Below are 236 nucleotides of genomic sequence, written 5' to 3'. Positions count from 1 at the left end.
AGGGGATACGAGAAGGCGCTCGCACCGACGACCGTCTTCGCGTTCAGGCGCGCGATGATCGCCAACCAGGTGTGCGCCGGCGGGAACAGCATCAGGATGCCGATCACGCCGAGCCAGGCCCAGACGCTCGCGCGGGTGCGGAAGCCCATGAGGAACCCGCCCCCGAAGTTGTTGGGGAGGGGGGTGGCGTGCGCCGTGAGGGACGGGAGCACGGGGGCCCACAGCCCGCTCGACCG

1 pseudogene is annotated in these 236 nt (G+C 71.2%); it reads right to left on the bottom strand.

The features are described 5' to 3' along the window. Positions 1-236, bottom strand: a pseudogene (locus tag KVS71_RS18850) (ABC transporter permease); the annotation flags it as partial.

Origin of the sequence: Microbacterium sp. GbtcB4, assembly GCF_019091465.1 — a bacterium.
Lineage (GTDB): Bacteria > Actinomycetota > Actinomycetes > Actinomycetales > Microbacteriaceae > Microbacterium > Microbacterium paraoxydans.
The sequence above is the reverse complement of the archived record's forward strand: the minus strand, read 5'-3'. Positions and strand labels throughout refer to the sequence as shown.